The 24,534-nt window shown below is 48.4% G+C and carries 26 protein-coding genes, 1 pseudogene and 1 riboswitch; of the genes and pseudogenes, 18 read left to right on the forward strand and 9 right to left on the reverse strand.

The features are described 5' to 3' along the window. The first annotated feature begins 17 nt into the window (after positions 1 to 17). The 6 genes from PGL01S_RS09650 to atzF are packed head-to-tail and all read left to right on the forward strand — an operon-like array spanning position 18 to position 6,500. Positions 18 to 800 (forward strand): ABC transporter ATP-binding protein, encoded by a 783-nt coding sequence (locus PGL01S_RS09650; protein ID WP_244935558.1) that lies wholly within the window; start codon positions 18 to 20, stop codon positions 798 to 800. Then, on the forward strand, positions 797 to 1,549 hold the full coding sequence (locus PGL01S_RS09655; RefSeq protein ID WP_127493900.1) for an ABC transporter permease: 753 nt from the start codon (positions 797 to 799) through the stop codon (positions 1,547 to 1,549). Before PGL01S_RS09650 ends, PGL01S_RS09655 begins: the two co-directional genes overlap by 4 nt. Beyond that, on the forward strand, positions 1,546 to 2,622 hold the full coding sequence (gene atzD, locus PGL01S_RS09660; protein WP_127493903.1) for a cyanuric acid amidohydrolase: 1,077 nt from the start codon (positions 1,546 to 1,548) through the stop codon (positions 2,620 to 2,622). The genes PGL01S_RS09655 and atzD overlap by 4 nt, the downstream gene beginning before the upstream one ends. 22 nt (positions 2,623 to 2,644) lie before the next feature. Further along, on the forward strand, positions 2,645 to 3,076 hold the full coding sequence (locus PGL01S_RS09665) for a cupin domain-containing protein (protein WP_127493905.1): 432 nt from the start codon (positions 2,645 to 2,647) through the stop codon (positions 3,074 to 3,076). A gap of 18 nt (positions 3,077 to 3,094) precedes the next feature. Beyond that, positions 3,095 to 4,711 (forward strand): PucR family transcriptional regulator, encoded by a 1,617-nt coding sequence (locus PGL01S_RS09670; RefSeq protein ID WP_244935559.1) that lies wholly within the window; start codon positions 3,095 to 3,097, stop codon positions 4,709 to 4,711. A gap of 16 nt (positions 4,712 to 4,727) precedes the next feature. Next, positions 4,728 to 6,500: an allophanate hydrolase gene (gene atzF / locus PGL01S_RS09675; RefSeq protein WP_127493907.1), complete on the forward strand. Its 1,773-nt coding sequence runs from the start codon at positions 4,728 to 4,730 to the stop codon at positions 6,498 to 6,500. 239 nt (positions 6,501 to 6,739) lie between these two features. On the opposite strand, the gene PGL01S_RS09680 is transcribed toward atzF, so the two are convergent. Beyond that, complete coding sequence (locus PGL01S_RS09680; RefSeq protein ID WP_127493909.1) at positions 6,740 to 7,198, reverse strand: hypothetical protein; 459 nt, start codon at positions 7,196 to 7,198, stop codon at positions 6,740 to 6,742. 479 nt (positions 7,199 to 7,677) lie between these two features. Here PGL01S_RS09680 and PGL01S_RS09685 point away from each other — a divergent pair, with 479 nt between their 5' ends. The 3 genes from PGL01S_RS09685 to PGL01S_RS09695 are packed head-to-tail and all read left to right on the forward strand — an operon-like array spanning position 7,678 to position 9,901. After that, complete coding sequence (locus PGL01S_RS09685) at positions 7,678 to 8,712, forward strand: phosphotransferase (RefSeq protein ID WP_127493911.1); 1,035 nt, start codon at positions 7,678 to 7,680, stop codon at positions 8,710 to 8,712. Between the two features lie 21 nt (positions 8,713 to 8,733). Then, positions 8,734 to 9,354 carry an alpha/beta hydrolase gene (locus PGL01S_RS09690; RefSeq protein ID WP_127493914.1) on the forward strand — a complete coding sequence of 207 codons (621 nt, stop codon included), beginning with the start codon at positions 8,734 to 8,736 and terminating at the stop codon, positions 9,352 to 9,354. A 46-nt stretch (positions 9,355 to 9,400) separates the two neighbouring features. Then, positions 9,401 to 9,901: a cysteine hydrolase family protein gene (locus tag PGL01S_RS09695; RefSeq protein WP_127493916.1), complete on the forward strand. Its 501-nt coding sequence runs from the start codon at positions 9,401 to 9,403 to the stop codon at positions 9,899 to 9,901. Positions 9,902 to 10,106: 205 nt separating this feature from the next. Here the strand turns inward: PGL01S_RS09695 and PGL01S_RS09700 are convergent, their stop codons facing one another. Then, positions 10,107 to 10,472: a winged helix-turn-helix transcriptional regulator gene (locus PGL01S_RS09700; protein ID WP_127493918.1), complete on the reverse strand. Its 366-nt coding sequence runs from the start codon at positions 10,470 to 10,472 to the stop codon at positions 10,107 to 10,109. A gap of 166 nt (positions 10,473 to 10,638) precedes the next feature. On the opposite strand from PGL01S_RS09700, the gene PGL01S_RS09705 reads away from it, so the two are divergent. The 3 genes and pseudogenes from PGL01S_RS09705 to PGL01S_RS09710 all read left to right on the forward strand — a co-directional run bounded on the left by PGL01S_RS09705 (position 10,639) and on the right by PGL01S_RS09710 (position 12,066). After that, positions 10,639 to 11,289: a nitroreductase family protein gene (locus PGL01S_RS09705; protein ID WP_127493920.1), complete on the forward strand. Its 651-nt coding sequence runs from the start codon at positions 10,639 to 10,641 to the stop codon at positions 11,287 to 11,289. A gap of 10 nt (positions 11,290 to 11,299) precedes the next feature. Further along, a pseudogene (locus tag PGL01S_RS31540) lies at positions 11,300 to 11,422 on the forward strand (MBL fold metallo-hydrolase); the annotation flags it as partial. Positions 11,423 to 11,499: 77 nt separating this feature from the next. Beyond that, complete coding sequence (locus tag PGL01S_RS09710) at positions 11,500 to 12,066, forward strand: dihydrofolate reductase family protein (protein WP_127493922.1); 567 nt, start codon at positions 11,500 to 11,502, stop codon at positions 12,064 to 12,066. Positions 12,067 to 12,129: 63 nt separating this feature from the next. On the opposite strand, the gene PGL01S_RS09715 is transcribed toward PGL01S_RS09710, so the two are convergent. Together PGL01S_RS09715 and PGL01S_RS09720 are read right to left on the reverse strand one after the other, a co-directional pair. After that, positions 12,130 to 12,609, reverse strand: a complete 480-nt coding sequence (locus tag PGL01S_RS09715; RefSeq protein WP_127493924.1) for a GyrI-like domain-containing protein — start codon at positions 12,607 to 12,609, stop codon at positions 12,130 to 12,132. A gap of 27 nt (positions 12,610 to 12,636) precedes the next feature. Beyond that, complete coding sequence (locus tag PGL01S_RS09720; protein ID WP_127493926.1) at positions 12,637 to 13,116, reverse strand: hypothetical protein; 480 nt, start codon at positions 13,114 to 13,116, stop codon at positions 12,637 to 12,639. A 92-nt stretch (positions 13,117 to 13,208) separates the two neighbouring features. On the opposite strand from PGL01S_RS09720, the gene PGL01S_RS09725 reads away from it, so the two are divergent. Beyond that, a complete protein-coding gene (locus PGL01S_RS09725; RefSeq protein ID WP_280525705.1) occupies positions 13,209 to 14,180 on the forward strand; it encodes a helix-turn-helix transcriptional regulator in 972 nt (323 codons plus the stop codon). A gap of 71 nt (positions 14,181 to 14,251) precedes the next feature. Next, positions 14,252 to 14,731, forward strand: coding sequence for an AAA family ATPase (locus PGL01S_RS09730; protein ID WP_127493930.1), 480 nt, complete (start codon positions 14,252 to 14,254; stop codon positions 14,729 to 14,731). 174 nt (positions 14,732 to 14,905) lie between these two features. Here PGL01S_RS09730 and ptsP read toward each other — a convergent pair whose 3' ends face one another. From ptsP to PGL01S_RS09755, 5 genes are read right to left on the reverse strand one after another with little or no spacing between them, the layout of a single operon-like run. Then, entirely contained in the window at positions 14,906 to 16,666 is a 1,761-nt protein-coding gene (ptsP, locus tag PGL01S_RS09735) for a phosphoenolpyruvate--protein phosphotransferase (protein ID WP_127493932.1), read from the reverse strand. Positions 16,667 to 16,682: 16 nt separating this feature from the next. Beyond that, positions 16,683 to 16,943 (reverse strand): HPr family phosphocarrier protein, encoded by a 261-nt coding sequence (locus PGL01S_RS09740; protein WP_174806540.1) that lies wholly within the window; start codon positions 16,941 to 16,943, stop codon positions 16,683 to 16,685. A 32-nt stretch (positions 16,944 to 16,975) separates the two neighbouring features. Continuing rightward, positions 16,976 to 18,427 carry an N-acetylglucosamine-specific PTS transporter subunit IIBC gene (gene nagE / locus PGL01S_RS09745; protein WP_127493934.1) on the reverse strand — a complete coding sequence of 484 codons (1,452 nt, stop codon included), beginning with the start codon at positions 18,425 to 18,427 and terminating at the stop codon, positions 16,976 to 16,978. A gap of 25 nt (positions 18,428 to 18,452) precedes the next feature. Continuing rightward, complete coding sequence (locus PGL01S_RS09750; RefSeq protein WP_127493936.1) at positions 18,453 to 18,938, reverse strand: PTS sugar transporter subunit IIA; 486 nt, start codon at positions 18,936 to 18,938, stop codon at positions 18,453 to 18,455. Positions 18,939 to 18,979: 41 nt separating this feature from the next. Then, entirely contained in the window at positions 18,980 to 19,840 is an 861-nt protein-coding gene (locus tag PGL01S_RS09755; protein WP_174806541.1) for a PRD domain-containing protein, read from the reverse strand. A gap of 319 nt (positions 19,841 to 20,159) precedes the next feature. On the opposite strand from PGL01S_RS09755, the gene PGL01S_RS09760 reads away from it, so the two are divergent. The 4 genes from PGL01S_RS09760 (at position 20,160) to PGL01S_RS09775 (ending at position 24,488) form a co-directional block, all read left to right on the forward strand. After that, the gene (locus PGL01S_RS09760; protein WP_127493938.1) at positions 20,160 to 20,918 is read left to right on the forward strand and encodes a glycosyltransferase family 2 protein; all 759 of its coding nucleotides are present in this window, start codon (positions 20,160 to 20,162) and stop codon (positions 20,916 to 20,918) included. Between the two features lie 41 nt (positions 20,919 to 20,959). After that, positions 20,960 to 21,853 (forward strand): NAD-dependent epimerase/dehydratase family protein, encoded by an 894-nt coding sequence (locus PGL01S_RS09765; RefSeq protein ID WP_127493940.1) that lies wholly within the window; start codon positions 20,960 to 20,962, stop codon positions 21,851 to 21,853. A 206-nt stretch (positions 21,854 to 22,059) separates the two neighbouring features. After that, positions 22,060 to 23,121: an LLM class flavin-dependent oxidoreductase gene (locus PGL01S_RS09770; protein ID WP_127493942.1), complete on the forward strand. Its 1,062-nt coding sequence runs from the start codon at positions 22,060 to 22,062 to the stop codon at positions 23,119 to 23,121. Positions 23,122 to 23,212: 91 nt separating this feature from the next. Next, positions 23,213 to 23,376, forward strand: a riboswitch (FMN riboswitch). Positions 23,377 to 23,555: 179 nt separating this feature from the next. Next, positions 23,556 to 24,488 carry a DMT family transporter gene (locus PGL01S_RS09775; protein WP_127493944.1) on the forward strand — a complete coding sequence of 311 codons (933 nt, stop codon included), beginning with the start codon at positions 23,556 to 23,558 and terminating at the stop codon, positions 24,486 to 24,488. Positions 24,489 to 24,534: the final 46 nt, after the last annotated feature.

The following is a 24,534-nucleotide window of genomic DNA, read 5'->3' on the forward strand; positions in this document are numbered from 1 at the left end:
GTGAATGGAGGAATGGAGTGGCAAAGCAAGAACAAGCATCGGTTTCTTCGATGAACGAAATCGCGGTTACATTAAAGAATTGCTCCCTTTCGTTCGGCGATGTTCCTGTACTGAACAATGTTTCCTTGGACATCTATAACAATGAATTTGTTTCTATCCTTGGCCCAAGCGGCTGCGGCAAGTCCACGCTTCTGCGCTTAATGCTGAGTCTCCTCCAGCCGAATGCCGGAGGGGAGGTTAAGCTCGCAAAGGATCTCTCAATCGGGATGGTCTTTCAGAAGCCGGTTCTGATGCCTTGGCTTACGGCCATTCAGAATATCGTACTGCCACTGACGATCGGAGAGAAGCGCTTCTCGAAGAAAGAAGCCCGGGACAAAGCGGAGGGAGCGCTTCGGCTGGTTGGCCTGCAGGACTTTACGAATCACTTCCCGCATCAACTAAGCGGTGGCATGCAGCAACGTATCGCTATCGCGCGAGCGCTTGCCGCTGACCCGGCCGTGCTCTTAATGGATGAGCCGTTTGGCGCGTTGGATGAATTTACGAGAGAGAAATTGAATTTCGAGCTGCTGCGGCTGTGGGAAAGTCCAGACACAAGCTTAAGCACAGTCGTTATGGTCACTCACTCGATTCAAGAATCGGTCATTATGTCGAACAGAATCGTCATGATGTCCCCAAGACCGGCCGGTGTGGATGCCATTATTCCCGTTCCGCTTCCTGCGCACCGTGAAGTGGGCATGGAGGAGCTTCCGGAGTACCATCATACCGTTAATGAATTAAGAAAGAGGGTCAAGCACTTATGATGAATAAAATAAAAAGCAGCATGTACCCTATCAGTTTTGCGCTTGGCTTTATTGTTTTGTGGGAGCTGGCCGTCCGGTTGTTCCATGTCCCCGTGTATTTACTTCCCGCTCCTTCTGCCGTCATTGAGGTTATGGACGGATCGCTGTCGTCCCATATGCTCGTCACGCTAACGGAGGCGTTGGCAGGTTTTGTGCTCGCTAATATTTTGGGGATGATAACGGCCGTTATTTTCGTTCACTCCAAGTCCATTGAGAAGGGAGCCTTCCCGCTCGCCATTGCGCTTAAGACGACTCCGCTCGTCGCGTTAGCTCCGCTGTTGGTCGTTTGGATGGGAACCGGCTATTCCTCGAAGGTTGTCGCATCGATGCTTATCTGCTTTTTCCCGATTCTCGTCAATAGTGTCAAAGGTCTGAAAGCCATTGAACATGAGGCTTGGGAGCTGTTCTCCACTTATAAAGGAACAAAAGCGGAAATATTCTGGAAGCTGCGCCTTCCGACGAGCTTGCCTTACGTATTCTCTGCTTTGAAAATATCCTCGTCGCTTGCAATCGTAGGAGCGATCGTCGGGGAATTTGTCGGAGCGAACAAAGGGCTAGGCTATGTCGTACTCGTATCTTCCTATCATATGGATACGCCGATTATGTTCTCGGCCATTATTGCATCGGCATTATGCGGACTGTTGCTTTTCTGGGGCATCAGCTGGTTGGAGAAGAAAGTTGTATTCTGGCAAAGGGCGGATGATCTATGATGAAATGTTCAGTTATTAAAGTACCGGCTCGTTCACCGAATGATATGACTGTGCTTCAGCGCTATATTGACGAGTCGCTTATTAACCCGAAGGAAGTTGTAGCCGTGCTGGGCAAAACGGAGGGGAACGGCTGTGTCAACGACTTTACCCGTGGGTTTGCGGTTCTGGCATTGAAAAACTTGTTCGCTCCTTATAAGGAAGCTTCTGCTGAACCGGTCTCGTTCGTGATGTCCGGAGGAACGGAGGGGATATTAAGCCCTCATTTCTCGGTCATTACCCGGAGTGAATCCGATTCGATTAGGAGCAAGCAGGAGTTGTCTTCATTAGCGATTGGCGTAGCAAGAACTCCTGATTTCATGCCTGAGGAGCTTGGGCGTCTCGCCCAAGTGGATCAAGTGGCGGAGGCTGTTCTCCGGGCAATGGAAGGGGCGGGCATTAACGATGCTGCCGACGTGCATTTTGTTCAAATTAAATGTCCGCTGCTGACGGCGGAGCAAGTGCAGGAAGCGGTTCTTAGAGATGCCTCCACTGTAACCGAGGATACTTACAAATCTATGGGCTACTCTCGCGGGGCATCGGCGCTTGGCGCAGCCGTAGCGCTTGGAGAGATTGAACGGGAGCGACTGCAGGATACGGATATTTGCCACTCGTGGGAGCTTTTCAGCCATGTGGCATCTACGTCGGCTGGCAGCGAACTCGCCTATTGCGAGGTTATCGTATTCGGCAACTCCGCTTATGCGGAAGGGCCATATTTTATCGATCACGATGTGATGAAGGATGCGATTGACGCGGGAGCACTAAAGCGGATTCTGGAGAAATATCCGGATGCCGAGATGGTGCAGGTGCTTGCTAAGGCTGAGGCTGATCCAACCGGAAATATAAGAGGCAAACGGCATACGATGCTCGATGACTCGGACATTAATCATACCCGTCATGCACGCGCAGTCGTCGGAGGCGTTCTCGCTTCCGTATGCGGCGATCCAATGATCTACGTATCCGGCGGCGCGGAGCATCAGGGTCCGGCGGGCGGCGGCCCGGTAGCGGTTGTTTTCCGGCGTAACGAACATAAATAGCGAATGATAGGAGACTGATTATATGACAATTGCAAATGAGACAGAGGTTATCGTTGGGGAACAAATGGAATGGGGGCTGATGCCAGACCATATTCATTTGTATCATAGAGAAATCGTATCGGCGGCGCAAGCGGATAGGCTGGGAATCCGTTCGAGCTCGATTCTATGGGAGAAAATCGGTGTCGGCGGGCAAGTACTGCCTCACTATCACGATGTCGCCGAAATTATTTATATTTCCGTCGGAAAAGTAAAACTGCTCTGTAACGGCGAATGGAAAAGCTACAAAGCTGGCGATACGTTTCATGTGCCGGCCGGGGTTATTCATTCCGTAGCGAACGATGATGATCAGCCGTCCGAACAAATCAGTATTTTCCTCCCCGTTGAGGAGAACGTGCCTGCCAACTCGTTTTTCAATACAACTCTCGTGGAAGATGTTTATTCCATTAAGAAATAGAATAGCGGGGTAGTGCCATTGGAGACTAACAATCAGGCAAGCTTCACCTGCGGAGACATCTTGCTGATACCCGACTTCAAGGAAGCAGTTGTACTAGCCGGTGCCGGCGGTATGCATCGGAGCATTAACCGGGTCAATGTCATGGAAGTGCCTGATGTCATCGATTGGGTGAGACCGGGGGAATTTCTCATTACGAGCGGATTCCCGTTCCGGGATCAGCCGGAGGCAATAGCGGACATTATTCCGCAGTTGGTTGAAAAAGGCGTTGCCGCGCTTGGCATTAAGACGAAGCGGTTCATTGACGAGATTCCTGAGCGGGCGCTTGAGCTGGCGGACCGACTCGCTTTTCCCGTCTTCGAACTTCCGGCTACGACCGTGTTCTCGGATGTTGTCCGCGATATTATGGAGCGAGTGCTGGTGACCGAAGTAAGGGAGCTGTCGCTTCTGCAGAGCCGATTCCAAAAGTTATCCCAGCAGCTGTTGTACGGAAATGGAATTGAAGAATTTTTGCAAACGCTCGATGGTATGTTGAACAATCCAATCGTGCTGCTCGATGATACCGATCAGCTGTTTCTATCCCCGCAAGCGGGGATGCTTGCCCAAGCGGCGAATGTCGAGCTCTGGTCGCAGCTGCGGATGGAGACGAATCTTGGCGTCAGCTTCATTTCCCTTGGCGACCGCCGTATTCGGGTATACGTCTCGGAGGTGAACGATAAGCAGCATGAGAAGTGTTTGCTTATTCTGCTGGAGTGGAATCAGGAGCATTCCATCGTCGATCAACTTACGATAGATCGGGTTGGCATTCTAGTAGGCTTGGAAATGATCAACGCAAACGCCCGGAGAGAGGTTGAATTGAAATATATTGACCAGTTTCTTCAGGATTGGATTTCCGGGCGGATCGTGGCAATGGAGGATTTGAAACTCAGGGCAGAAGCATCGGGCAGCCAGTTGGAGGATCAGCAGCAGCTATTCGTAGCGCTTGTGCGCTGGTTAAATGGAAAGCCTGCGGTTAAGCAGCTGCAGCAAGTAGTCAAAAAGCTTCGTTCCAAGTCTCTTCGCGAAGGACTGCAGTTCACGATAGCGGAAGGGGAATTGATTTTTCTTATTCCGGTTTCCGCGCAGCACTCGAAGCAGACGGCGCTGGACCGGGTTGCGGCAGACCTGAGATCGGTTATTGGTTCGTCAACTGCGTTCTCGCTTTGTATCGGCAATGTCGCCAGCCGGCCTGACCTGGTGTGCGAAAGCTATGAAGAAGCCAAAAAAATTCATCACATCAGCACGATTTGCAATTATGAAGAGCCCTATGTGGATTTTAAACGGCTTGGAGCTTTTCAACTGTTATATCACCTGCCTCATTCAGAGGCAGTTATTCAATATCGGGATCAGTATATCGTTCCACTGCTCGAATACGATAAGAAACATCAATCTCAGCTATATGAGACGATCCGCGTTTATTTCAAATATAACCGGAACGTAAAAAAGACGTCCGCGGAGCTGATTACGCATTACAACACCGTTTCTTACCGGGTGGAACGAGTATGCGAGCTGCTAGGCATTAACGTCGATGACGGCGACGATATTTTACAGCTGTATTTGGCCGTTAAGCTAAACGAGATGCGGCCGGTAACGTTATGAGAGTAGGAGGTTGGTCATGAGCAAATCAGGTATTCCGGACAAGCTGACCATCGAGCGGCTTCGAGAGTTGTACGCAAGCGGCGCGCTTGCGCCCGAGGCTGTTATTAATGGAATTATGGAGCGCGTTCAGGCGGATGCCGGCATGAATATTTGGATTACGCCGCCAACTATGGATAGTGTGCAGCCCTATTTGGATCGGTTGAAAGGGACGGACCCGGAAAGCCTTCCGTTATGGGGGATTCCGTTTGCCATAAAGGATAATATCGATGTTGCTCAAATTCCTACGACGGCGGCATGCCCGGCATTTGCTTATACACCTCAGGAGCATGCAGCTGTTGTGCAGAGGATGATAGATGCAGGTGCGATTCCACTCGGCAAAACAAACCTGGACCAGTTCGCGACCGGACTAGTAGGCGTGCGCAGCCCGTATGGCGAGACGCATAATGCGCTGCGGCCCGAGCTGATTAGCGGCGGCTCAAGCTCGGGCTCGGCGGTTGCTGTTGCACGCGGCCATGCGGCTTTTGCCTTTGGTACGGATACCGCCGGTTCCGGCCGGGTTCCGGCTGCATTAAACAATCTGGTCGGCTATAAGCCAAGCCTTGGAGCCTGGCCGACCAAAGGCGTGGTTCCGGCTTGCGCCAGTCTTGACTGCGTCAATGTATTTGCCCACTCCCTCGCGGATGCCTTAGAGGTTGATAAGCTTGCGCGCGGCATTCATGAATCCGATCCATGGTCCCGCAGCATCGAGCGTTCCGCATCAAAGCTCCCGAACAAAGTTGTATTGCCAAGCGTCAAGCTGCAGTTCTATGGACCTTATGCCGCAGAGTATGAAAAAGCTTGGGAAGCTGCAGTAGAGAGAATTACTAAACTTGGAGTCGCTGTGGAATATATCGATTATGATTTCTTCTCCCGGGCGGCGGCGTTATTATACGACGGGCCTTGGGTTGCGGAGCGGTGGGCGAGTCTGGAACCATTCGTGACAGCTAATCCGGGCGTAACGTTTGAGACGACGGAGCGAATTTTGAGGTCAGGTGCTTCCGGGAAGCACAGCGCTGCTTCTGTGTTTAAAGCTATGCACCAATTGCAGCAGTATAAGCTGGAAACGAAGAAGCTGCTTAAGCAGGCGGTAATGGTGATGCCGACCTGCGGAGGCACATGGACGCGCGAGCAGGTGAGTGCCGATCCAATAGGGGCAAACTCGGATATGGGGCGCTATACCAATCATTGCAATTTGCTTGATTTATGCGCGGTTTCGATTCCTGCAGGCTTTGCCGCTGATGAGCTGCCATTTGGGATTACGCTGTTCGCGCTTGCAGAAGAGGAGGCACTCATTACCGGCGCTGCTGAGCTTTTCCTTACGGGAGAATGTGGCGCAGCTAACCCGCCTATACCTAATTCCGTAACGGAGCAAGCAATGGTACCCGTTGCCGTATGCGGACTTCATATGCGTGGATTTCCTCTGGAGAAGCAAATGCTGGAGCATGGTGCCCATTTTGTTCGTGAGGCGGCTACAGCCGCAAAATATCAAATGATTAAATTGCCGACCGTTCCGGCTAAACCCGGCTTGATCAAGAAGGGTAACGGAGGGCAGTCCATTCAGTTGGAAGTATGGGAAATGCCGAAGGCGGCATTTGGCGCATTCACAGCCCTTATTCCTGCACCGCTTGGAATCGGGAAAGTCGAGCTTGAGGATGGCACCGAAATTCCCGGCTTTATTTGCGAAGGTTATGCGGAGCAAATAGCTGAAGATATTACCGATTCTGGCGGTTGGCGTTACATTAGCGTATAAAGGTTTTTACGCTAACGGCGAACTTTAGTTGAGAACAACAAAATGGCAACTGATCTGAAAAATGATCGGTTGCCATTTTTGTTGAAGTAAGGGGCAATATGTTATCACCTAACGTAAAGCTTATTAATCAGGCGATACTCTTTGGCCAGAATGGCAAGCCCGGAGCATTTGGCCGAGGGATAAAAAAGAGGCGGTTGGTTACCTAGTTTAAGCTAACCAACCGCCTATTTACTGCCTAATTACAGATAGACCGTTCCGTCAAGATGCACAGGACCGGTTATGGTAACGGAATTTTGACCGATTTGTTCTACGGTCAGAGCATATTGCTGGAAAGTACCAACTAGAGCGGCTGTTGCCATTTCCGTATGCTGGAAGGCTGTCGTGAAATCAAGCGATACCCAAGGACCCTCATCTCTTGTTCCGATAAAAGCAGAATCTGTTGTCTGGTAAATAATAGGAGCAGGAGCAGCGGTTCCGCCTCTCCGGATGCGAAAGAGCAGCTTCGGAACAATTGTGAGTAGAAGCAGCTGTGCCTCCCAGCCAATTGTTGCTTTTATTTCGATCCGATTGTTGATGTTGTTCACTTGGAGAAAGAATGAGGTCAACAGGTATTCCGCACCAGGAGAGATTATAAACGGAAGCGAACCCGTTCCTGCTGCAACATCTTGATATTGGTGATCTACAATATTAACTGACATACTATCACCTCCTTTCAAAACGGGCTCCAATTACGGTAGTCGTACTCCTACCAGCTGTTTCTGTAGAACGAAATAGGACCTATATGATCTGTCCCTTATCGGTCTGGGGGATTTCACTTTAAAAAAGTGTAATAGAGATTGAGATAGCGTACTTCGGGGGGATAACCTATGGGGGGCGGCTCTCAAGCAGACGGAGGCTCAATTATTTGCGATGCGTGGAAGAACACCTAACTGCAAAGCTAATTCCTGTCCTCTTCTTTATCTTATTTTCATATATTAGATTCATAGATTCAGTACTATGCAATGTACAAATATACGATGGAGCATGGAAAATTAATTTCGCTGCCAGTATGTCAACGAAGGCAGAATCGTTATAACTAAAGTCTTCCGTAAATTGGTAATTCCATTTGATATAATCATCTAAGCAGCTGCTGATTCTCGCAATGTGGATTAAGTAAACGAAGAAAATGGAGGAATTAATGAATATTGAACATAAGAAGCTTATTTATGCTTTAAACCAACGCTTCAAGATGGATATCATCTCTGCCGACTGCGAAACTATTCCTTTACAGGGCGGAACTGTCGGAAATGTGTACCTGTTAAAGGGGATCGCTGAAACCGTGGACGGCGAAAAATTGCCGTACCGTATAGTACTGAAACACCAGAATAAATGGGAGCGTTACGGCGATCCGGGCTCATGGCGTCGGGAATATGATCTGTATTCGTCTGATCTAGGATCGACGTTCTCGCCAGCCCTTCGCTCGCCGACATGTTATTTCGCCGAACTCAATGCGGAAGAGAATGAATACCAGCTTTGGCTGGAATATATAGATGGCTTAACCGGTTTAGACTTGACCAGTGACATGTATGAAAAAGCTGCGCTAGAGTTAGGGCGCTTTCAAGGCAAATTGTATGCGGAACAGCCCGCTGTGCTACAGAGCCTGACCAACCTGAGTCATACGGATTTCATGAAGAATACTTACTTGCATTATCGGTCATGGCCGGTCGTCTACGATTATATCCGATCGGAAGACTGCCAATTTCCGCTACACGTGCGACAAATGCTTATAGACATCGATGAGCAAGCAGATCAGATATTCGCCCGTATCGAAAAATTGCCCCTCGTGCTATGCCACCGGGACTTCTGGGTAACCAACCTGATATATGTTGACGGGAAATTCGCGCTCATCGACTGGGATACCAGCGGATCGGGCTACCTCGGCGAGGATCTCGCAAGCCTGATTGCGGATGAAGCAGATATCGATCACATGGTAGAACACTACCAGCGATGCATCCCTGCGTACTATAAAGGCTTTTCGGAGTATGTGGATGTATCCCTTATTACCGATCATTGTGTCTACGAAATAATCCTTCTTGTATTTGGATACAGGCTTGTGGAGCAGTATCTCCATACGGTGGCAGATGATGAGAAGACGAAGTGTGTCCATATTCTCCAAAAAATTTATGAAATGAAGGCTCTGGATGGTCACATCTGGTTACAGTGGAGCAGATGAGTTATGAAGGGATGAGGAGAAATGAAATTTGAAATTGTTTCAGTTCCTTCATTTTGGGGAACTGATTTAAAGCAAAAGCTTATTTCAGTTCAAGAACGAAATAATAAACTTGTTGTGCTATTTCCGGGTAGAAATTACTCTTGTGAACTTCCGCTTCTTTATTATGCGGGGAATGTCGCGCTTCAACACAATTATGATTTATTTATATTGGAATACGGATATCAAGCTGCACGAACCGGTTTTGACATGAATGATTTATCTAGAGTAATAGATGAATGTTATGACTCCATTAAGAGTAAAGTGGATAGCTATGATGAAATTATTTTTATTAGCAAGAGTATGGGGACTATTGTGGCAGGTGAGGTTTACAAAAGATTACAAATAAAAGCAAAGCATATTTACTTAACCCCTTTAGTTGAAACGATTCCATTCATTAATGCATCAGAAGGAATTGTCATTTATGGTGGAAACGATCCGTACTTTACAAGGGAAAATGCAATTGAAATTGAAAATAAACAAAGGGTTTTTGAAATTCCAAATGCAGATCATGGATTAGAGTCCGGAAATATAGATGAAAACCTTACTATACTGATGAAGGTTATAGATTTTTATAAAGGTGAATTACAGTTAATTAAAGAATGATATAATTAAATTTATTAAGTTTTAGATAAATAAAGAGGTGGAAATTATGGAAACTAGTGCTGATGTTTTAATAATTATCGATTTACAAAATGGTGTATGTTACAACAAAGAACACTTGTTTGGATTAGAGGAATTACTTATTAAAGTAAATGAAAGAATTTCGTTATACAGAAAGTTGAATAAACAAATTATTTTTGTTCAACATTGTGATGAGGAGCTCATACCTGGAGAGGAACTTTGGGCTATTGATGCTAAACTTGATGTCCAAGAACAAGATTTTTTGATAAAAAAGATACATGCAAATTCTTTTTATAGAACGAACTTAAAGGAGATTTTAGATCAATTAAATGTACACAGTATAGAATTTTGCGGTGCCCAAACAGAATACTGTATGGATGCTACTATTAAGTTTGCTCATGGACTGGGGTACAAAAATTTTATGGTAAAAAACGCAACCTCCACATTAAATAATTCATTTATGTCTGCAGAAGAGACTATTAATTTTTATGAAAAGATGTGGAATCATAGATATTTAGAATTTGTATAAAGATGCTAAGAAATCTTAGATGTTTTATTCATTCTAATATATAAGTTCAACACATAAAGCTGCAGCAGATCGGATGATCAGTTACGGCTTTTGTTTATGTAGGGCAGGTTAGCGCAACAATCGTGAGTGTGCTTCCGTCAGATATCGATAGCAAGCCTTTAAAAAGAAGCAGCAGATCGGAGGATGAATGAGCGGCTGCCTTTATTTATGGGTGTGTGTCATGCTCATTCGCCCTTATTATAACTTCATCCTCAGAGTATCTTTGCTTAACATAAAGATCTCCCCAATCACAAACTCCTTTTAAAACATCATTCAATGAAGCCCCTAAGTTTGTAAGCGAATATTCAACCTTCGGCGGCACTTGATTGTGCACGATTCTGGAAACTAACCCATCTTGTTCGAGTTCCTTTAATTTTTCTATAAGCATTTTTTGTGTAATCCCCGTAACCAAACGTTTTAATTCACCCGTTCTAACAGGTCCACTTCCTAAATTGAAGATAATATGTGACTTCCATTTTCCCCCCATTACATCTAACACTACTTCAACTTGATTATTATATGTCTTTCTCATTTTGATTTGATCTCCTAACAATAATGCAATTGTTACTTTTTCGTGTGTATATCACGAAAAAGTGCGTACTTTTCAATGTATTTGTACTATACCATAATAAACCCGGTAAGCTATTTAGGTCTTATAGCTTAAACTAATCTATTCATATATGACGGAGGCAAGGCAAATGGAAAAGAAGAAAAATCTAAGTGCTAGTTTTTACGATGTGATTCATGATCGCCGATCTGTTCGCAAATATGATACTTCAGTTCATGTTCCGGATGAAGAAATTAAAGAACTTATTGGAGAAGCTATCCTTGCTCCAAATGCTCATAATCTAAACACTTGGAGGTTTATGGTCTTTACGGATCCTGTTCTTAAAGAAAGATTACACAAAATTGCTTTAGGACAACGTCAAGCACTTGAAGCATCTGTTGTAATTGCTGTGTTAGGTGATTTGAATGCTTATTCTATAGAAAACTCAGATAGAATTAACCAAAAAGCTGTCGATGCGGGTTTTATGACAAAAGAAGTTAAAGAAAAAATTGATAATAGCATAGACAATTTTAGTGGGCATGTAAATGAGCAAGTCAAAAGAGAATGGCTAATGCTTGATAGCGGCCTAGCAGCTATGCAATTTATGTTAGCTGCAAAAGCAAGAGGTTACGATACTGTACCTATGATTGGATACGATGTTGAAGAGTTTCGTAAAGAGTTCAATATACCAGAAAATCTCGTTAATGTTCTACTGATCGCTGTTGGAAAAGCAAAAGAACCTGGACACCCGACTGTAAGATTAGAGGTAGATGAAGTGACCTTCTGGAACCCGTGTACTTGAAATTACTCTGAAAGACGACATGGCAAACCCTTTAACTGAATTGCCGTTATCGGTGGACGAAATCTTCCGTGGTATTGATGCAGTTATTATTACCCATCTTCACGGGGATCATTACGATGATGCAGCCAAAGAAAAATTCTGCTTGAACCTGACGTTACGTAATGGTTTATGATAAAAGTGAATAAATTCGAAATCAAAGGAGTAACGGACATGAGAAAGCTCGTATTGTTTATGCATGTATCGCTGGATGGGTATGCGTCGGATTTGAACGGAGGACTCGATTGGATTCCGTATAACGAGGAACTAGAGAAATACGCCGAGGAGATCGTTGCCGAGGTCGGAGCTCCCGTCTATGGGCGTACGACGTATCGGATGATGGAGGGCTACTGGCCCACGATGTTGGACAATCCTGATGCGTCAGTCCATGAGATGGAGCATGCCAGATGGCTGCAGGATGTTCAGAAGATCGTCATTTCCGGAACGATGGACAAGTCGGAATGGGACAATACGATACTGATTAAGGAGAATATCGCAGAGCAAATCAAGGAGCTTAAAGAGCAGCCAGGGAAGAATCTCGTCATCTTCGGCAGCCCGGGAGCGGCGAAAACACTGCTTGAGCTTGGCCTGATCGACGAATTCCTGCTGACGATTTGTCCGGTCGTCTTGGGCAGCGGAAAATCGGTATTCGAAGGCAGCGAGAAGGTTAAGCTCAAGCTGTTATCCAGCCGAACGTTCAAGTCGGGCATTATTGCGACCCGTTATGAGTTGGAGAAATAGCCATACCGTTACGCAACGAGGATGAAGCTGCCGATATTGTCGACAGCTTCATGGCGGTGCAAGTTATTTTTTTACCACAGGTACCCAGAACTCGCCGTAAAAGATGCCCTCTCCGTTATCCTCGCGATAGGTCGCATTTGGTCCGCCGATGTAAGCATAATCAGTGATTTGGGACAAGACTTCGCCAAAAGCAAGGTAAGTCAACTGATCAAACAGAGTCTCCTTGTCACCCTTTCCCGCGACAACGATGTACTCGCTCTCCGGAAATTCGATCATGCGGGTAGCGTCAGCCACTGATTTTCCAGCTTCCACAGCAAAATAATTCCACGGCTTGCCTTGATATACCTCGTTCACGGACCATTCACGGTCATCTTTTGCAGCGTCTTTGAGCTTAGCAAATCGCCCGTCAGCCTTGAGTTTGCCCCAGAATTCGGCTTTTTCCTTTTGCAAAGCTGTCATGTCCTGGAAATTGGATTGGATTGAAAAACCGTATGCGGTTAATGTGAACGATTTTTTGTGCTCGATTGTATATTCTGCTGCCATGGGAGCTCCTTTCGAATTTCGCAAAGATTAGGCGTCGACTTTTTTTGCGCGAAGCCACATTTCGCCGTAGAATTCACCGTTTTCGGCTGCTTTGACGAATGTTGAGTTGCCAGGTCCTACGTATTTGTAGTCAGTAACTTCTTGCAGCAAGCCGCCGAAAACTTTGCCTGTGATTTCATCAGCAAGGCTGTCTTTGTTAGAGCCTGTGCCAGGCACAACGAGGTAGTCGCCGGCGAGGAAATCGAGGACGATCGCGTCTTCCACCTTGAAATCACCCATCACGCCGAAGCCGCGCCAAGCCTTGCCGTCGAGCACGTAATTGATTTGATATTCTTGCCCGTCAGCCAGCGCGAGAAGCTCAGCAAGCTTGCCGTTTTCGGTGATTTCAGCCTTTTTCGCTGCCGTTTTTGCTGCGTTGCCTGCCCAGTCGTTAAAGTCCTCGAAAGAAACACCGAAAGCCGTCATTTTGTAATTTTCCGAGATCGTTTTGATGGAGTAGTTAGACATTTTTATTATCTCCTTTGTGTGTTTACTTTGACAAGATTGATTCTATTTGCCGAATGTATCAAAAAATGATACTTTTTTGATACAATAAACACATGAAGAAAACAGAACGAGTAAACCTAATCATGCGCTATATCAATAACCGCGCGCATTTTACGATTGCCGAGATTCAGCGGGAGTTCAAAATTTCCCGTGCGACGGCGATTCGCGACATAAACGAGATCCAGGCGATGGGTTTTCCGCTGACAACCGAGCTGGGGCGGGGTGGTGGCTACAATGTCCTGCAAAATCAATATTTGCCCGCTGCACGTTTCACGCCGGATGAGCTGAAGGCGATTTTTATCAGTTTTATAGCCTCGAAAAACTCACAGCTGCCCTATCTGCAAAATCGCCGCTCGATCACGGAAAAACTTATCGGCATCGCGTCGCAAACGCAGCAGGACGAGCTAATCGAGCTGAATCATATTTTGCTTTTTGAAAATACGAATCCTGCCAATCCGAATCTGTTGGAGCTCGACGATGCAGCGCCTGCGGAATTAAATCAGTTGATTTCGCTTGCTGTGCGAGATAAGCATTTGCGCGTGACGTATGAACCGAGTCCCGGCTGGCCGCAGTTGCTGGATGTTTTTTTGCTGCATATTTTCAACTCGAATGCCCAGTGGCTAGTCGAGGTTTACGATTTTGATACGGACGAATTTCGTTATTTGCCGGTTGATTTGCTGCGGGATTCCGCGATTTCCGAGGATGAGTTGAAACACTCCGAGCAAGAGATTTTAAGCAAAAAACGGATCGGTGCGCGTCAGTCCAATCTAGTTGTGAAGCTTGACGCGGCTGGGATTCAGCGTTTTAAACGCATGCACCCGCCGGGAATTATTTTGTCCTTTACCGGAATGTTTCAGTCGAGCGGGATTTTTAATGCTCAGCTCAATGTGACGGATGCTGAGGAACTGGCTTACTACGCGGATTGGCTGTTATTTTTGGGGAAAGGGGTCGTGTTTGAGCGTATTCCAGAAGAGCTGCGTTTGATTTTGGAAGATCGTTTAACCCATCTAAGATTTCCTAACTAGTCTATTGTTGTATAAAAGTTAAATTTAGCGACGATACTTCTGAATATCTAGTATATTTGGAGGTTATTTCTATGAGTCAACAACTGAGTTATGATAAAACTCATCTTTTAATATCTAGCTTTTTGAACGAAAGCAACGATAAAGTGTTTTGTTTTCTGACAGCAGATCATACAAGCGGGAATTCTTTCGTGCTTAAGAGATACTGCAAGGATAACGATCATGCTGCTTATATGAATTTAATGTCTGCTAGATCTACTAAATCGTTGATCCTTCAATTGCTGCATTCGATAGAAGTTCCTTTTGTCAAACAATATCAAAATGATTATTTAATTCACTTGTTGTGTTCGGAACTGGCAAAAAAGAAGATCTCTCATTTTGTCTTCGATAATATTCAACAATTTGAAACGAGCACGAATATCTCCGAGATATTCGAGCTGTTAAGATATCTAAATATCAATACGGATGTTCGGTTTATTTGCGTAGGCTCTAGAATGCCGGAGAGCTTATCCGCGGAAATTACGAGGCGCAGCGAGTTTTTAAACGTCATCTAAAAAAGAATGAATGTTTACGTTAAATCCCGGTCAACACTGCCGATCGGGATTTTTTTTTTAGTGTTTCCCAACCCTTTCCTAGTTAAGCACAGACATCGTATCTAGAGTAATATCTATACCTGCAAAAAAAAAGACAGCTTCAGCATTTTATCTGCTGTAAGCTGTCTTTCATGTTTATTTCGCAAGCTCCGAAACGTGCTGCTCAACGTAGGAACGCACGGCTTCCGCATCGTCCAGATCAAGCACGGCTTCCGCGAGGGAAGTCAGTTTCTCGCGGTCTAAACGCGAGAGAAGCGCGCGGGCGGGAAGGACGGCCGATGCGCTCATGCTGAATTCATCCAGCCCCATGCCAAGCAGAATCGGAATGGCGATTGGCGTTCCCGCCATTTCGCCGCACATGCCTACCCACTTGTTCTCCTTATGGGCCGCCCGGATAACCTGATCGATCAACCGGAGGACGGGAGGGTGGAGGGGATCGGATAAGTAGCCAAGCTTCGGATTCATCCGGTCGGCTGCCATCGTATATTGCACGAGGTCATTGGTGCCGATGCTGAAGAAATCGACCTCCCGGGCGAACCGATCCGCCATTTGGGCGGCAGCAGGGATTTCGATCATAATGCCGGCTTCAATCCGTTCGTTAAAGGCGATATTTTCGCTTCTAAGCTCCTGTTTGGCTTGCTCGAGCAAAGCCTTGGCCTGCCGCCATTCGCCAAGCGTAGCGATCATCGGGAACATAATTTTCAGATTGCCGTAGGCGCTTGCGCGCAGAACGGCGCGTAGTTGAGTCTTGAACAGCTCCGGCCGGTCCAGACAAATCCGGATCGCTCGGTAGCCGAGGAAGGGATTGTCTTCCTTCTCGAGCTGCAGGCTTGGCAGCTCCTTGTCGCCGCCGATGTCCATCGTCCGGATGACGATGGGAGCACCTTGGCCAAAGACCTCAGCCGCATCTTTATAAGCGGAGAACTGTTCATCCTCCGTAGGCAGGTCGGAACGGCCCATGTACAGAAACTCGGTACGGAACAGGCCAACGCCTTCTGCGCCTTGTTCATGCGCCTGATGCGCATCTTGCACGGAGCCAATGTTGGCGACCAGTTCAACCTGATGTCCGTCCGCGCTAACCGAAGGCTTGCCGCGGAATTGCTCAAGCAGCGCGCGTTGTCCCGCGGCTGTTTCTTGCAGCGCTTGATATCGGGCCAGCTCTTCGTCTTCCGGCTCGACCAGCACAAGTCCAGCTGCACCGTCTACGATAACGAGCTGACCGTCTTCAATACGCAGCGCCTCATCTCCGGCGCCAACAATCGCGGGGATGCCGACCGAACGGGCAATAATGGCGGAGTGGGAGGTGCGCCCACCAACCGCCGTTACGAACCCGCCAATCACAGAAGGATCAAGCTGAGCCGTATCCGACGGCGTCAGATCGAAGGCGAACAGGATAGACTTTTCTTTTGAATGCGTAGCTGTTGTTGAAGCCGGAACGGAATCGGCGTCCGTGCCGTGACCAAGCTTACGAATGACGCGGCGGCTGACATCGCGGACATCCGCCGAGCGCTCCCGCAAATACTCGTCATCCAGGGAAGCGAGCATGTCGGCTACTTCTTCGCCGGATTCGTTCATCGCCGCTTCCGCCTTGTAACGTTGTCCGCGGATCCGTTCCTGTGCCGCGCCAATCAACTCTTCGTCCTCAAGCAGCATCAAATGCGCTTCGAAAATTTCGGCTTCCTTCTCGCGCCCGTCCGTTATCATGCGGTTATGAAGCTCTTCAAGCTCACTACGCGCTGCCGCCACAGCAGTATCGAAGCGGCTGAGCTCAGCCGCTTCTTCGCCTGCTTCGACGTAAGTTATCCCTTGAGGAACAGCCTCTTCGCGGAGGATAACAGCACGGCCAATTGCGTAACCTTCCGATGCGGCGATCCCTTTTATCTCGGTTGCCATCATTTTGCGTGCCTCCTTACTAGGCTTCCACAGAAGCCAGCACCGCACCAATAGCGTCAACCGCAGCTTCGGCTTTTTCTCCTTCGGCACTGACCGTTACCGTATCGTTTTGCTTGGCTCCGATTGACAGCACGTTAACCAGGCTTTTTGCGCTGACCTTACGTCCGCCTTTCTCGATGTAAACCGTGCCTTCGCAAATTTTAGCAGCTTCAACGATTTTTTTAGCAGGACGGGCGTGGACGCCCGTCGGGTTCATAACTACGTATGCTTTCTCCACCATAAATCCTCCTAAAATGTATCCTATTTATCTGACTACATGCGTTTTTTGATTTGTTCTTTCAACCGTTCCGACTGCGTACCGAAAATCGCTTGCACGGCACCTTTGCCAAGGCGCATAACGCCTGCCGCTCCAAGACGCTTCAGTTCAGCGTCGTTCACCGCTTTCTCGTCCTTAACGATCAGACGGAGGCGGGTGATGCAAGCATCGATACTCTCGATATTGCCGGAACCGCCAAGGGCTGCGAGAACCTGGCTCGCTTTATCGTCGCCCGCACCTGCCGGAGCACCGTCCTTGCCGCCTTCTTCCACCAGATCATCGTCTTCGCGGCCAGGCGTTTTCAGGTTCAGCTTCACAATGACGACGCGGAACAGGACATAGTATACAACCGCGTATACGAGACCAATCGGGATAATCATCCAGCCCTTCGTGGAGAGCGGATAGTTGATCGCGTAGTCAAGGAAGCCGGCCGAGAAGCCAAAGCCATGATGAATGCCAAGCTCAACGACAAGCCATGCGGATATACCGGTCAACACGGCGTGAATCACGTACAGCACAGGTGCCACGAACATAAACGCGAATTCAAGCGGCTCCGTAATACCCGTCAGGAACGAAGCAAGAGCGGAACCGATAAAGATGGAAGAGACAAGCTTGCGTTTTTCCGGTTTTGCCGTATGAATAATCGCAAAGGCAGCGGCCGGGAGGGCGAACATCATGATCGGGAAGAAGCCTGTCATGAACATGCCTGCCGTTGGGTCGCCTGCGAAGAAGCGGTGCAGGTCGCCGTGAACGACGTTGCCGGCTGCATCCGTGTAGTCGCCGATTTGGAACCAAGCGATTGCGTTAATGACGTGGTGCAGACCAAACGGAATAAGAAGCCGGTTGGCCGTCATGAAGATAAACGCGCCGACGCCGCCAAGGTCTACGATCCAGCGGCCGAACGTATCGAGCCACGATTGGACAGGTCCCCAGATGAGGCCAAAGATAAGACCTACGATAACCATCGCAAACGAAGTGATAATCGGAACGAATCGCTTGCCGCCAAAGAAGCCGAGCCAATCCGGAAGCTTGATGTCATGGTACTTGTTATAGAAGTAGGAAGCGACAAGACCCGCAATGATACCGCCCAATACACCCATGTTAAGCGTTGTGTCTTTATCCACGAGACCCGTGAATACGGTTGGGATTTTGCCCAGCACGTTCGTAAGAACAAGATACGCGATAACGGCGGCAAGCGTTGCAACCGCATCGCCGGCCATCCCGATCGCAACGCCAATCGCAAAGATGAGAGGCAGGTTGTCAAAAATCGCGGAGCCGCCCGCTGCAAGGAACGGAGCGATATAATGGTTCAGGAAGTCGCCGAACTGGCCAAATCCGAAATCCTTTACGTAATCGATGTTGCCGAAACGCAATAAGAGGGCTGCCGCAGGCAAAGCTGCGACGGGAAGCATTAGAGATTTACCGATCTTTTGCAAAAATGCGAGCATCTTATCTCACTCCATGTCAAATAGTTTAGGTTTTCAGAACAACCTTAATCGCATCCGGTTCTCCGGCATTAACGGTTTTGAAGGTGCATTCCACTTTCTCCGCGCCGTCTTCGTTCGCTACGATAATCGGTGTTATGACCGGATAACCGGCATCGCGGATTTTATCCAGATCGCATTCGAGAAGGGTTTGACCCGCTTTGAAAGAATCGCCTGTCTTCACTAGCGCCTTAAAGCCTTCGCCGTTTAAAGCAACGGTATTGATGCCAACGTGAATAAGCAGCTGCAGTCCGGACGAATGTTCAATGATCAAGGCGTGATGCGTGTCGATCAAATGGCTCACGACACCGTCAAACGGCGCGATGACGCGGCCTTCCGTCGGCTCGATTGCAACTCCTTCTCCCATTAAGCCTTGCGCGAACGCTTCATCCGGCACTTCGCTAAGCGGAACAAGCTTGCCGCTAAGAGGTGCAGCTACACTAACGGAATTCGATTTTTTGCCAAACCATTTCATATGATCTACTCCTTGCTATCCATGTTGTTGTCTGTTTATGTTCATTCTGTATCCACCGAACGGAACAGCCGGTACAAATGCATCGCGAGATAACCGATCTCGTCGGTGGAGACCTTGACGTTTAGTCTTTCTCCGATCATCTTCGCAATTAACTCCGCCTTGCGATGCTCGGTAGGTATTTTGTCTTTAATCTCTGCGGAGAACGGATTTTCAGATTCCTTATTCTGCAAAATACGTTCCATCATATAACGCAAATGCATAATCAGCCGGGCATAATCCGAGCTCTTCTTGGACATTGGCGCTTCCCGCCAACCTTCGATCCGCTCTACGATCTCGTTCATCAGCTCCGTCAGCTGAACCATCTGTCCCGCGGTAACGGACCCTGCTGCCGAATACACGTGATACGTTAGAAAGCCGACTTCATCTTCAGGGATAGTGACGTCGAATTTCTCGCTGATCATCTTGGCTGCCTTGGCCGCGATCTTGAACTCCTGGGGATAACACATCTTCGTTTCGTACAGGAAAGGATTGACGATTTCCATGCCGTTTCTTAACCGGTAGACGACAAACTGGATATGGCTCGGTAAGGCGAAATACACTTTCGGATCGACGGGCGTTCCCAGCCGTTCCCGAATCTCATCAATGATCTGCTCGGAGATTTGAACCACTTCCGGGTCCAATTCCTCCAAAAGTGAATGGTAATGCAGAGCTTTATCCCGGTCGTCAAGCCGGTACCGCTTCTCGATTCGTGGGTCTTCGGCATCGATAAACTTCTGGCCTTTGCATGAGAAGCCAATGCCCTTGCCAAACAGCACGTATTCCCTCGATGAATTCGGCTCCATCGTCAGGATGACATTGTTGCCAACGATCCGGTCGATCCGAAGTTGTCCCGTAAGTCCCACGTCAATCCCTCCTCTCAGTAGTAAATTCCCCATTATGAGCACAAAAAAACCAAGAAAAGACACCGCCGTCATTCGGGCGGATACTCTCCTTGGCTCATGCCTAGTCGAACTAGTAACATGCCAAAAGGCTTGTTATATATTTGGCTCGTTTTCACTATAATTCATGCAACCGTTTACGTCAATCGAAAAATATTCATGCCTCAAATTAGTTGGTCTGATTCTCGAGACCTACCTGGCATGAACCCTTCCAGCCGTCTTTCATATAATAGTAGATAAAGTATCCTTACAGATTTAAAGAGTCAATAAGGGGGTGAAACGGATGGCGACGCTTATTTCTCACTTCTACAATGAGGAATATTTGCTGCCCTGGTGGCTGATGCATCATGTTCCCTTATTTGACCACGGCATTATGATTAACCGAGGGTCAACGGACAGATCCGCGGACATTATTCGGAAGCTCGCACCTCACTGGGAGTTAAGGGATTCCAGCGTCCCGGACTTTCATGCCGTTAAAGTCGACAAGGAAGTAATGGATATCGAGAAGGGTGTATCCGGCTGGAAAATCGTGCTGAATACAACGGAATTTCTCGTCAGCCGATACGGCATTCAACTATTTCAGGTCCTGGATTCGCTTGGCGGGAAAATGTATTCGGTGAGGACGATTACGATGGTTGATCCTCTAGGTTACTATACGGATCCTATCTATGCGCAGCCGCTGGTCAAACAGCGCTATCACGGCTTATTCCCGGCAGATCCTCAGGCCTTGTATAACGGAAGATTTATTCATAAATACAGAAGCGGCGGATATACGGCAGGCAGACATTGGACGACTAAGCCTTACGAGGTGCTTCTGATTCCGGCTTTTATTATGAAATTCTCGTTCAGTCCCTGGAATCATGCCATGATTGCAAGGAAATTGCAGATTGGTCCCACAATTCCGGAAGATGCTTTGAAGAGCAACATGGGCAGCCATCATCTATTTAATCTGCATGAACTAGAAACCAACTATTTAGCTCTTGCCACTATAACGGAGGATTTGCGCCGTATCCCGGAATTCCGGTCGTTGAGATTACGTTAGATTTAGGTTGCTTGCTTCAGATTGGAGGGGAGGTTTGACGCTTGTCGCATAAGGTAGCCGTAACCGGCGCAACCGGCTGGATTGGCAGGTACGTTATCGCTTCGCTGCTGGCAAAAGGATACGAGGTACATGCCGCATACCGAACAGCTCCGCTTGCGTTAGGCGAGAATTGGCATCAGGTTGATCTGCTGAACGCAGATGAGGCGGCGCGTTTTATCTTGAATGTAAAGCCCGATTCGTTAATCCATCTTGCTTGGGACTCCATTCCTCCGGGATGTTACCGGTCCTTGACCAATTACGAATGGACAAGATGCAGCATGGCGCTTATTCATCAGTTTGTCCAAAGCGGCGGCAAGCGCGTGGTTGTAGCCGGAACGGGCGCGGAGTATGTATGGGGAGAAGGGGTATTGTCGGAAACGCAATCCCCCGATTCATATGCCCATGCTTACGCAGCCTGCAAGAACAGCTTGCGGATCTGGCTGGAATCCTATGCGCGGATAGCGGGCTTTAGCAGCGCATGGGCTAGATTGTTTCATTTGTACGGCCCAGCTGATCCCGGTAAAAGATTGGTGGCATCCATGATTACTTCCTTGTTGAACAAGGAAGAAGCTTATTGCCGGCAAGGCAGTCTGTACCGGGATTATTTATATATCCAAGATGCGGCGGACGCATTGGTGGCTTTATTCGAAAGCCGATGTGAGGGAACGGTAAATATCGCAAGCGGACAGCCCGTTCAGCTGGAGCGGATGGTCATAATGATCGGCAGCCTTATCGGAAGCGAAGCAAATATTAGATTTGGCGATGAACGGCCGGAAGAGCCGGTTGTCGTAAGGGCTGATATTGCGAGGCTTCAAAATGAAGTGCAGTGGAAGCCTGCCATTTCTTTGTCCACGGGGTTAAAAAAGACTGTAAAATGGTATTCTGATCGAGCTTAGCGGCAGTACTATCGCCGTGATAGATATCAAAACCTTCTTTTTTTGCAAGGAAGCTTGACGTATGCTATAGAATTAGGCACAATTACTTACTAGAGACTTCACTTACTATACGTATACTACTTACTTTACGTACATGAATAGGAATGGAAGCAATGTCAATCATTAGACTATTAGATCACGGTGGCATTGCTGAGGAGGACATACGGATGGGTTCATCAGGGAATGACGGGAATTTTGAGTTTGGCATTTACACATTAGGCGATCTTGCGGTTGATCCCCGTACGGGCGGGCTCAAGAACGCGGGAGAGCGAATGAAGGAGATTATCCGGGCAGCAAAAGTTGCGGATGAAGCGGGTATTGACGTATTTGGGGTAGGCGAGCATCACCGCTTGGACTTTGCTTTATCCTCGCCACCGGTTATACTTGCCGCAATTGCGCAGGCGACCTCCCGCATTCGGCTTACAAGCGCGACTACGGTCCTAGGGACGGCGGACCCGGTAAGGGTATTCGAGGATTTTGCGACGCTGGATCTCATCTCTGACGGCCGTGCGGAAATTATCGCAGGCCGCGGTGCTTATATCGAATCGTTCCCGCTCTTTGGCTTTGAGCTGGATGACTATAAAGAATTGTTCGCCGAGAAGCTGGAATTAATGAGACAGCTTAATTTGTCGGAACGGGTTACATGGAGCGGCCGTCTTCGCAGTCCTTTGGAGGATGCGGAAATTGCACCGCGTCCGGCGCAGCCGGCAATCCCGCTCTGGGTCGGCGTTGGCAGTACGGCGGAAAGCGCGGCTCTGGCCGGTCGGCAGGGGGCAGGGATGGCACTTGCGCTGCTTGGCGGAGAACCGACGAAATTCAAGCATCTTGTAGACTGCTACAAGGAAGCGGGCATCGCGGCAGGCTACCGGGAAGAAGAGCTGAGGGTGGCGATTACCGGTCACTGTTATGTTGCGAAGACAACCGAGCAGGCGCTGGATGAATTTTACGCCGGTTATTCGGTATACTATTCCCAGTTCATGGGCGGCAAGGAGAACGGAACGCCGCTCTCGCGGGAGGATTTCGAGAAGCTGGCGGGGGCGCTTGCGATCGGAAGTCCGGAGCTGATTGCGGAGAAGATTATCGCCCAGCATAAGCTGTTTGGACATTCCCGCTTTATGGCCCAGATGGACATTGGCGGCATGCCTGCCGCCCAGGTGGAGTCTTCCATCCGACTGCTGGCGAAGGAAGTTGCGCCGCTTGTCCGGGAAGCCCTGCAAGTAAAAGTATAGTTAAACGATTTTTAAATCTTACTATTCACACTAGACAACTCGGAAAAACAGCGTTATACTCAATCCAATCATTTAAAAAAATTAATGGAATAAGGATCTTCGGGGCAGGGTGAAACTCCTGACCGGCGGTAAACGTGATTCCCTGCTTGGCAGAGGATAGCAAAGCCCGCGACTCCCTGAGCTGACAAACAGCAAGGGGACTGACTTGGTGCAACTCCAAGGCCGACGGTATAGTCCGGATGATAGAAGATCGCTTAAGTAAGCCTGCAGTAGACGGGAAACCGCCCAAACGCATGTTTATTTGAGTTGGCCCCGATTCGCGGAACCAAGCGGATCGGGGCTTTTAATTGCATAGCGAAACCGTCTGCCGTTCTTCTAGCCGAAGGCGTAGCCGTAACGCTTGCTCCGTCCTGTATTCAGAAAGGGTACTCATTATGAGCAATGTCACCGCATCACCACTTATTCGTACCAAATCTCCCGTTCGTCCGGAGTTTTGGCTGGTTGTCCTTGGAGCCGCGCTGTGGGGCGTGGATCCGGTATTCCGCATTATTTTGCTGAAAACATTAACTTCTACTCAAATTGTGCTGCTGGAGCATATCATTTTGTTCATCGCAGCAGCTCCGGTGTTATGGAAGTTCCGTGCGGATCTTCGCGGAGTCCGTCTCCGCCAGCTTGGCGCATTGCTGTTTGTCTCATGGGGCGGTTCGGCGCTGGCAACGATTCTATTCACGCAAGGCCTCGTTCACGGCAATCCTAACGCGGTTCTGCTGCTGCAGAAGCTGCAGCCTCTCTTCGCGATTGTGATGGCTAGGATCCTATTGAAAGAGCTTCTGCCCAAAAAAATCGGACCGTTGCTCGTTCTTGCCATTGTCGGAACCTATTTGCTGACCTTTGGCTTTACGCTTCCTTTTGGGCATGTCCATGAATTTGTCCAGGTTGGCAGCTTGCTGTCACTAGGCGCGGCTGCTCTATGGGGCGGATCGACGGTTATGGGGCGTTATCTGCTTGGCAGCATGAAATACGAGACGGTTACCTCCCTGCGATTTATGATGGCATTGCCGCTGCTGCTTGTGATTACTTGGTCGGAGGGAGCAGCATGGAAGCTGGCGGAAGGAACGGATCCGGTAGCCGTTATCGTCAATCTGCTGCTTCAGGCTTTGCTTCCGGGGCTGGTCAGCCTGCTTGTCTACTATAAAGGTTTAAGCAAGATCAAGGCTTCTTATGCGACAATCGCCGAGCTGAGCTTCCCGATGGTGGGCGTTCTTCTGAACTGGACGGTATTCGGCCAAGTGATCACTAGCGCACAGATTACAGGTTTTGTGTTTATCTGGTTTACTTTATTTTTCATCTCCAGGCAGCAAAATTAAGCGCGGACATATCTCCGTAAACCGCTTTCATATCGGGTCAATTGCT

It is taken from the genome of Paenibacillus glycanilyticus NBRC 16618 (assembly GCF_004000805.1).
GTDB lineage: Bacteria > Bacillota > Bacilli > Paenibacillales > Paenibacillaceae > Pristimantibacillus > Pristimantibacillus glycanilyticus.